This window comes from Azoarcus taiwanensis (assembly GCF_012910885.1).
Lineage (GTDB): Bacteria > Pseudomonadota > Gammaproteobacteria > Burkholderiales > Rhodocyclaceae > Azoarcus_F > Azoarcus_F taiwanensis.
This window is the reverse complement of the sequence record NZ_WTVM01000050.1, coordinates 18,608-27,004: the sequence shown is the minus strand read 5'-3', so window position 1 is coordinate 27,004 and position 8,397 is coordinate 18,608. Positions and strand designations below refer to the sequence as shown.

Sequence of the window (8,397 nt, the reverse complement as noted above, 5' to 3'; positions counted from 1 at the left end):
CCGCGGCAACTCCTATCGCCTCAAGGAGAAGCTCAAATCCGGACTCGTCCGCTCATTTGACGAGCAAACCCAACCGGGTGGGGAAATTTGAATTACCACACTGGGGAAAATTCGCTTGCCCTTGACAGTCTATGCCTTCGCCATCCTGCATGGGGAGAAGGTGGACAACCCGGCGGCCGACGTGGGCGCTGCGTCGATTGCGACCTTCGTGCCCAAGGACCGTGCCTTGTCGCCCTTGGAGATCCGTCTGATGTCGCGGCAGATGGAGTCGGTGGCCACCTATCCGACCATCCGGCTGGCGTTGCGAATGATCCTGCTGACGCTGGTACGCAAGAGCGAGCTGATCGAGGCCACCTGGGACGAGGTCGATTTCGAGAACGCGACCTGGACCATTCCGAAGCAGCGGATGAAGGGGCGCAACCCGCATGTGGTCTACCTGTCGCGCCAGGCGCTGGACATCCTGGTGGCGTTGCACACCTGCGCGGCCGGCTCGAAGTTCGTGCTGCCGTCGCGCTACGACTCAGACCATTGCATGTCGCACGCGACCCTCAACCGGGTCACGCAGATCGTGGCGCAGCGGGCCAAGGCCGCAGGCCTGCCGCTGGAGCCGTTCACCGTCCACGATCTGCGCCGCACAGGTTCGACGTTGCTCAATGAGATCGGGTTCAACCGAGACTGGATCGAGAAGTGCCTTGCGCACGAAGAAGGGCGTTCCTCGCGCTCGATCTACAACAAGGCAGAGTACGCCGAGCAGCGGCGCCACATGCTGCAGGAGTGGGCCAACATGGTCGATGCCTGGATCGACGGGCAGACCTACGTGCCGAAGCTGATGCCGGACAACGTGGTCGTGCCGGTGTTGAGTGCGATGGCCTGAAGCAGGGCCAAGGTTGTCACTTGACAACCTTGGCAATCATTCCCATACTGGAGACTGTTGATGGCCCGGTCCTCTCATCCGAAGAAAGAAGTCGAGGAAGCACTCAGGCACGCCGAAGGGCAGGGCTGGCGCGTGGAAGTCGGTGGCAGCCACGCCTGGGGGCGGATTTATTGTCCGTACAACGATGCGGAGTGTCGCTGCGGCGAGTTCTGTATCACCAGCGTGTGGAGTACGCCGAAGAACCCTGGCAACCATGCGCGCGCCTTGCGGCGAGTCGTGGACAACTGCACGACGCACCGCAAGCAGCAGGAGGCAGCCGACGATGCCGAGGAATAGCACGATGGAATACACCTTCACCCTGAAATACCAACTCGCCGACGATGACCGTGACCCGGATGCGCTGGTCGAGCGCCTGGGCGATGCCGGGTGCGACGATGCCCTGGTCGGCATCGGGCAGCCGGGGCGGCTCGCGCTGGAGTTCACCCGCGAGGCGGACAGTGCGGACGCGGCTGTGCGCAGCGCGTTGGCCGACGTGCGGAGCGCCGTGCCAGCGGCCAGGCTGATCGAGGTCGCGCCTGATCTAGTTGGGCTGACCGACGTGGCCGACATCGTGGGCGTGTCGCGGCAGAACATGCGCAAGCTGATGCTGGCCCATCCGGGCACCTTCCCAGCGCCGGTGCATGAAGGCAGCGCATCGATCTGGCACTTGGCGGATGTGCTGACCTGGCTGCAGGCAAAGGGTAGCTACTCGCTGGCCATGGACGTTCTGGAGGTGGCGTGCGTTGCCTTGCAGGTCAACGTGGCCAAGGAGGGGCGGCGGTTATCGCGCTCAGCTTCCAAGGAGCTGGAATCTCTCGTTGGATGAGGCCGTCGCCAGCCTCATTCCTGACCGGAACCCGCCCGAACAGGGCGGGTTTTTCGCAGGTGGACATCCGGCTTGGCGGCGCTGACGCGAGGGGCTTGCTTGCGCTCTTCGATCCAGGCCTCCACCTCGGCCAGGTCCCACACCACGCAGCGCGGCGTCAGATTGAAACGCCGAGGGAACTCGCCGCGACGCTCCATTTCGTAGATCGTCGTTTCAGCCAAGGGGACGATCTGACGCAACTCATGACGGCGGATGGTGCGCCGAAATGGCAGCAGGCCGTGCTTCGGGAACTGGGGGAGATCGCCGTAGGCGATCGAGCCGGGCAGGGGGAGGGATTCGGTGCGCATGGACTCCTTGGTGCCGTTATCTTGGCCGATGAACGGTGACTGGCTCTTCTCCATGGCGCACTCCGTGAGTGTTCGGCGTTGCAAGGGCGTTGCCGCATGAAGTAATGGTGGCTTTTATTGGCTATCGCGAAAACTCACTGGGGCGTAGAGGAGCGTATATGTTCGTCACCTAAATCCGAGAGCGGAGGATGCGGACACAACGAATGTTGCTCTCTCTGTGAATGAGGCCCTTCCTCGCCTTCCATTGGACTTCCTTTGTCAGCTTGGGACATTTGCTGGCATCGGCGGGTAGCTCATAGGTCTTTGCATCACGCCAAAAGTAGCTAAAATAGCTCCTTTCTACTAGGGGTGCCGCGATGCAGTCCATGTCGGCTCGCGATGCGAAAAATTCATTCGGCAAGTTGATCGACATGGCGCGAGCCGAGCCTGTCGCCATCGAGAAGCATGGCCGGACCGTCGTCGTGGTGCTTTCCATCGAAAGCTACGAGATGCTGCGTGCCGGCGAAGGTGTTTCTGCACCAGTCGGCGGTGCCCAAGCTCACACAGGCAGTCCCAGCAGGGGCGCCGAAGACAAGAACGGAAAGACCTCATGAGTGCGAACAAGGCAGAGCTTCCGCCAGGCTGGACGATGGCCCGAGTGGATCGGGTTGGTGCTGTTCGGCTCGGGCGGCAGCGGTCTCCAGACAAGCACACAGGCGAACATCCCACGAAATATTTGCGCGCAGCGAATATCAAGCCTGCCGGCATCGATCTGACCGATGTTCTGACGATGGATTTCACTCCATCGGAGCGAGTCATCTTCGGACTGCGGCTTGGCGACGTCTTGTTGACAGAAGCATCGGGCAGTTCAAGCCAAGTCGGACGAGCAGCACTTTGGCGAGGAGAACTCGCTGAGTGCTGCTATCAGAACACAATCATTCGATTCCGGCCCCACGCAGTAACGCCTGACTATGCACTGACGGTTTTCAGGTACTACGTGGCATCTGGCGCCTTTGCACGTTTAGCGAGAGGTGTAGGAATCCAACATCTCGGCGCGAGTCGGTTTGCGGGAATGGCATTCCCGCTCCCACCGTTGAAGGAGCAGACGCGTATCGCGAAAGCCGTTGAAGGCAGGCTTGGCGAGATTCGCGATGCAGAGTCGCATCTGCGAAGCGCGTTGGGTCACCTGGAGGCTCAGCGGAAAGAGATATTGGCTGCGGCAGCCCATGGAGAGTTGGTTGTCTCGCCGCGGGGCAGCGCAGAGAGCGCTGAAGAAGTCGCGAAGACGCGGAAGAACCTCACCCCGAGAACGACCAGTCCGCAGGACTCGCTGTTCGACCTTAGTGACGGAGTGCAATCGGAAGGTGGCTCGCCGCCTCTCCCTTCGGGCTGGATATCGGTGCGGGTTGATGAAGCAGGCACCGCTCGTTTAGGGAGGCAGCGTTCGCCCCAGCATCATCGAGGCGAGCATCTGCGACCTTACCTGCGGGTGGCCAATGTGCTGGAAGATCGGATTGACACGACTGAAGTTTATGAAATGAACTTCTCGCCCGACGAGTACAAGAGTTACATGCTTGAGTACGGCGACATCCTTCTGAATGAAGGCCAAAGCCTCGAACTCGTTGGTCGCCCCGCAATGTTCCGCGACCAGGTTTCTGGTGCTTGCTTTCAGAACCACCTGATTCGATTTCGTGCGGGTGCGGCAGTAGATCCTGAGTTCGCGCTTTTGGTCTTCCTCCATTACCTGCACTCCGGAAAGTTCCGAAGCCTGGCCAGAGGCTCTACGAACATCGCCAATTTGGGATTGGAGCGCTTTCGGTCGATGCCGTTTCCCGTGCCTCCGCTGGAGGAGCAGAAAACCATTGTCAAGGAAGCCCGACAGCGCATGGATGCCGTGAGTGCCCAAATGACGGCTGTGCGTTCATCGATGGATCGCCTGCCTGAGATGGAGCGGGAGTTGCTCGCCGCCGCTGTGGCGGGAGAACTGGTCGAGCAGGACCCTAACGATGAGTCGGCGGACGAGTTGCTCGCCAGGCTTGGCGAGCCCAAGGAAGCCGTGGCGGCCTCATCTATGACCAAACAAGAAAAGGCTTCAAAAGGAGGCGCAATGAAGAGAAAGTCTGCTGGCTCACCTCCTTCGGTCGGCCGTACACCAAAACTTGGAGAGGTCCTGAAGAAGGCCGGGCGCCCGCTTGCTCTGCCTGAGCTCTTTGCGCTCGCCGGCTTTGACCGGGATGAGCCTGAGCAAGTGGAACTGTTCTATCTGGCCCTTCGCTCCGAACTCAACCACACCATCAGACAAATAGGCGGAGATACCGAGAACGCCATGCTGGAGGAGATCGGCGATGCGACTTGACAAGGTCACGATCGGGGAGTTCAAGAACTTACGCAATCTGCAAGTCGACTTCGACGAGAAGTCGCCCTACACCGTCTTGGTTGGTGAGAACGGAGCGGGCAAGTCGAACCTGATTGAAGCGCTGTCGCTCATCTTCAGAAATCTTGACCTTGATGTTGAGGCGCCCTTCAGCTATCAGATCCGTTATCAGTGCCGGGAGCACGACGTAGAGATTCACGCGGAACGCGACCAGTTTCCCCGATTTTCAGCTCGGTCGCTCGGTGCTGGCGAGTACGTTGAGCTTGCCCGGAAGCGCTTCATGGCGGAAGACGAACACGGCCGACCGCTTTACCGTCCAGGCTTTGTATTCGGTTACTACTCTGGTCCGAGCGACAGGCTGGCCGTCATATTCGAGAAGCATCGCGAACGGTATTACAACTGGATCATCAAGTCGGCGGAACAGCGCGGCAGCGCACGCATCGCAGACCCCAATAGCCTTCGCAGGCTGTTCTACGCACAGACGCTGCATGGACAGTTCGCGCTGATCGCTTTCTTCATGAGCGCGAGCAGCGGTGGTGACGACGATCGGTCATTCCTTCGCGAGCATCTGCAGATCGATGGCCTCGACAGCGTTCTGTTCGCGCTAAAGCGTCCCCCATGGAAGAGGCAGGGTGGAGACTCGCGCTTCTGGGGTGCGGTGGGTGAGGTTCAAGAATTCCTGAGCCGGCTCTTTGAGAAGGCCATGCTTCCAGCACGCATGGACAGGCGCATTTCGGTCGATCTTACGAAAAACCCGGTGGTGGAGAGTTTGTATCTGTTTCTGCCCACAGCGGCAGCGCTCCAGCAGGTGTTCTCTTCCTATACGGATCAGTACGCCTTCTTCACCGCGCTGGAGAGCATGCACTTGTCCAAATTGCTTGGCGAAGTGAGGACACGAGTGCGAATGACGCCGGCCGCGGGCGGTGGAGAGGTCACCTACCGCGATCTAAGCGAGGGCGAACAGCAGCTACTGCTTGTTCTGGGCCTATTGAAATTCACTGCGCGTGAGGAGGCGTTGTTCCTGCTCGATGAACCGGATACACATCTGAATCCAAGCTGGAGCACTCAGTATCTGGAATTTTTGGATCGCTTCATCCGTGGTCGTGACAGTTGCCACATTGTCATGTCATCGCATGATCCACTGGTATTTGCAGGGCTCAAACGAGATCAGGTGAGAATCTTTCGCCGCGATGCGGAAGGCAGGGCGGTCGCTGAGCTTCCGGACAATGATCCTCGCGGAATGGGCGTTGCCGCCATTCTTACGAGCGATTTGTTCCGCCTGCGGTCAACTCTCGACCCAAAGACGCAGGGCGAACTGGATCGGCAACGTACTCTTGCGATGAAAGAGGCGCTCACTCCTGAAGAAGAAGCAGAGCTTCGCGAGATCAAGTTCCGATTGAGGGATCTGGGCTTGGACCAGACGATTCGTGATCCGCTCTTTGAGCAGTTTGTGAAGGCGTGGACCGAGCAACAAGAGCCTGCATGGGCGGAGACCGTTCAACTTACTCCGGAGCAGTTGGAAGCGCGAGCGAAGTTGGCGGCCAAGATCGTCGAGCAGCTTCGCGAGACTGAGGGTGAGTAATGCGCTTTATCGATCTTGAAGAACTCAAACCGAAGATCAGACACCTGTTGCCGGCGTTGGAGGCTGCCCATGCTGCCGTTCTTGCCGAGGCGGACCCCGTCCAGCGCGCCGCCCTCATAGCTGCCAATCGCGGCCACTGGGTGGCGCTGCGTGCCGAGTTTTCAGCCTACTCGCACGGCAAGTGCTGGTATGTCGAATGCAAGAACCCTGGCACTGATGACGATATCGATCACTTCCGACCAAAATCAGGAGTGAAAGAGGACGGAACGCATCCAGGCTATTTCTGGTTCGCGTTTGATTGGAAGAATTTGCGCCTTAGTTGCCATCGAGCAAATCGTCCCCGTATCAACCCAGACGGGGCAGGTACTGGAGGGAAAGCGGGGCACTTCCCCTTGGTGAATCCGGCAGCAAGAGCGTTCACGCCAGCTGAGGGAAAGGGCCATGAAGTGCCGGCGTTGCTCGATCCAACCGATCCGCAAGACGTGGCAATGTTGACGTTTCAGCAGAACGGGGAGGTCGCCCTTTCACCGCAATTCAAAGGGCAGACGGCAGCGGAGGCGAAGCTCTCCGCAAGCCGCTTGATTCTGCACTTGGATTGGCCGGCGTTCAGAGAGGCGAGAGTGGTGCTCTACAACCAGATTGAAAGAACCGTTGACCGACTGGTCCGAGAAGCGCCTAACGGCGATCCGAATGTGCCTCCGACGCAAGCGTTCTATGACGCTATCCGAGATTTGAAGAATGCAATGAAGTCTGATCAAGAGTATTTCGCTGCGGCGCGGGTCTATGTTGAATCGTTTAAACACATCTGGTGGGTGCGTGAAGTCGTAATGAAGGTGGCCGCATGAAGAAGGCAACTCTGACTGCCAATGCGGACGCGGGCGCGCTGGTTCGCAAGCTTTGGCAGTACTGCAATGTTCTGCGAGACGATGGCCTCTCGTACCCTGACTACGTAGAACAGCTCACGTATCTTCTGTTCCTCAAGATGTCCGATGAGCAGGAGGGCGGCCCCGTCCCTGCAGAGTATGGATGGCGCTCGCTCGTTAACCTGGACGCCGACGCAATGCGGACCCAGTACGAACGGGTACTGGTCGAAATGGCTCAGCAAGGAGGCATGCTGGGGCTGATATTCAGGAACGCGAAGAACAAGATCCGTGATCCCGCGAAGCTGAGGCTACTCGTAGTCGATCTGATTGGACAGACCGAGTGGACTGGACTTTCGAGCGATCTGAAGGGCGACGCATATGAAGGCTTGCTGGAGAAAAATGCTCGGGACACAAAGAGTGGTGCGGGCCAATATTTCACTCCGCGATCCTTGATTGATGTGATCGTTGAGTGCGTCGACCCTCAACTGGGCGAAGTCGTTTGCGACCCTGCATGTGGTACCGCCGGGTTCTTGCTCGCTGCTCATGATTACCTGAGACGAAGCAATCCGAAAATGACGCGAGCGCAGCAGAAGAAGCTGGCCACAAAGTCGATTCGCGGAGTTGAGCTTGTTGAGGAGGTCGCACGTTTGGCGACGATGAACCTATTGCTGCATGGAGTCGGCGGCAATGCGGAATCCGAGTTGCCGATCACGTGCGCGGATAGTCTCAAGACGCCTCCGAAGCATCACGTGGATGTTGTGCTGACAAACCCGCCATTTGGCATCAAGGGTAGCGTGACATACACGCAGGATCAAAAGAGCGTTCGCGGCGACGACAGCTTGACAGTGGTGCGCGCAGATTTCTGGGTTCAGACCGCAAACAAGCAACTCAACTTCCTTCAGCATATCGTCGCGCAACTGAAGCCTGGTGGACGGGCGGCTGTTGTCGTGCCGGACAACGTCTTGTATGAAGGCGGAGCAGGAGCGGTCATCCGTCGGCGGCTGCTGGAAACATGCAAGCTTCACACGCTCTTGCGGCTTCCGGCGGGGCTGTTCTATGCCCAGGGGGTCAAGGCTAACGTACTCTTCTTCGACCGACGTCAGGCGGAGGAAAAGCCGCTGCGATCTGAGCATCTATGGATCTACGAGTTGCGCACGACGAAGCGCTATTCCCTGAAGACAAATCCGCTTCAGCGCGAAGACCTCGACGAGTTTTTGAAGCTCTACAAGAGCGGTAAGGCTCGGCGGGATGCGGCTGGGAAGGTCACTACCGGGGGATCATCGTCTCGGTCTTACCGTATACAGGAGATCCTTGCCACCGAGGAGTGCTTGTGGGACATGGCAGCAGCCGAGGAGGACGGGAATGCACGTCAGCCCGGGTTGGCAAGACTGGACGAACTCTCTCGCTTGGTTGCCGATGACCTTCAGCGCGCACTTGCGTTGATTAAAGGTCAAGTGGAGTGATGCTCTTGTCGATGATTGGCTGGATCGCCCATTGAACGTGAACGGGGCGT

9 protein-coding genes are annotated in these 8,397 nt (G+C 58.7%); 8 read left to right on the top strand and 1 reads right to left on the bottom strand.

What is annotated here, in order from left to right:
* The first annotated feature begins 115 nt into the window (after positions 1 to 115).
* The 3 genes from GPA21_RS10015 to GPA21_RS10005 are packed head-to-tail and all read left to right on the top strand — an operon-like array spanning position 116 to position 1,739.
* Complete coding sequence (locus GPA21_RS10015) at positions 116 to 874, top strand: tyrosine-type recombinase/integrase (RefSeq protein ID WP_246261880.1); 759 nt, start codon at positions 116 to 118, stop codon at positions 872 to 874.
* Positions 875 to 934: 60 nt separating this feature from the next.
* Entirely contained in the window at positions 935 to 1,210 is a 276-nt protein-coding gene (locus tag GPA21_RS10010; protein ID WP_083881241.1) for a hypothetical protein, read from the top strand.
* A 4-nt stretch (positions 1,211 to 1,214) separates the two neighbouring features.
* Positions 1,215 to 1,739, top strand: a complete 525-nt coding sequence (locus GPA21_RS10005) for a helix-turn-helix transcriptional regulator (protein ID WP_168988058.1) — start codon at positions 1,215 to 1,217, stop codon at positions 1,737 to 1,739.
* Positions 1,740 to 1,753: 14 nt separating this feature from the next.
* Here GPA21_RS10005 and GPA21_RS10000 read toward each other — a convergent pair whose 3' ends face one another.
* Positions 1,754 to 2,140, bottom strand: a complete 387-nt coding sequence (locus tag GPA21_RS10000; protein ID WP_422614202.1) for a helix-turn-helix transcriptional regulator — start codon at positions 2,138 to 2,140, stop codon at positions 1,754 to 1,756.
* A 302-nt stretch (positions 2,141 to 2,442) separates the two neighbouring features.
* Between GPA21_RS10000 and GPA21_RS21260 the strand changes: the two genes are divergently transcribed.
* The 5 genes from GPA21_RS21260 to GPA21_RS09975 are packed head-to-tail and all read left to right on the top strand — an operon-like array spanning position 2,443 to position 8,347.
* The gene (locus GPA21_RS21260; protein ID WP_168988057.1) at positions 2,443 to 2,679 is read left to right on the top strand and encodes a type II toxin-antitoxin system prevent-host-death family antitoxin; all 237 of its coding nucleotides are present in this window, start codon (positions 2,443 to 2,445) and stop codon (positions 2,677 to 2,679) included.
* A complete protein-coding gene (locus GPA21_RS09990) occupies positions 2,676 to 4,421 on the top strand; it encodes a restriction endonuclease subunit S (RefSeq protein ID WP_168988056.1) in 1,746 nt (581 codons plus the stop codon). Before GPA21_RS21260 ends, GPA21_RS09990 begins: the two co-directional genes overlap by 4 nt.
* Positions 4,411 to 6,021 (top strand): AAA family ATPase, encoded by a 1,611-nt coding sequence (locus GPA21_RS09985; RefSeq protein ID WP_168988055.1) that lies wholly within the window; start codon positions 4,411 to 4,413, stop codon positions 6,019 to 6,021. The genes GPA21_RS09990 and GPA21_RS09985 overlap by 11 nt, the downstream gene beginning before the upstream one ends.
* Positions 6,021 to 6,866, top strand: coding sequence for an HNH endonuclease family protein (locus tag GPA21_RS09980; protein ID WP_168988054.1), 846 nt, complete (start codon positions 6,021 to 6,023; stop codon positions 6,864 to 6,866). Before GPA21_RS09985 ends, GPA21_RS09980 begins: the two co-directional genes overlap by 1 nt.
* Positions 6,863 to 8,347, top strand: a complete 1,485-nt coding sequence (locus tag GPA21_RS09975; protein ID WP_168988053.1) for a type I restriction-modification system subunit M — start codon at positions 6,863 to 6,865, stop codon at positions 8,345 to 8,347. Before GPA21_RS09980 ends, GPA21_RS09975 begins: the two co-directional genes overlap by 4 nt.
* Positions 8,348 to 8,397 lie beyond the last annotated feature (50 nt).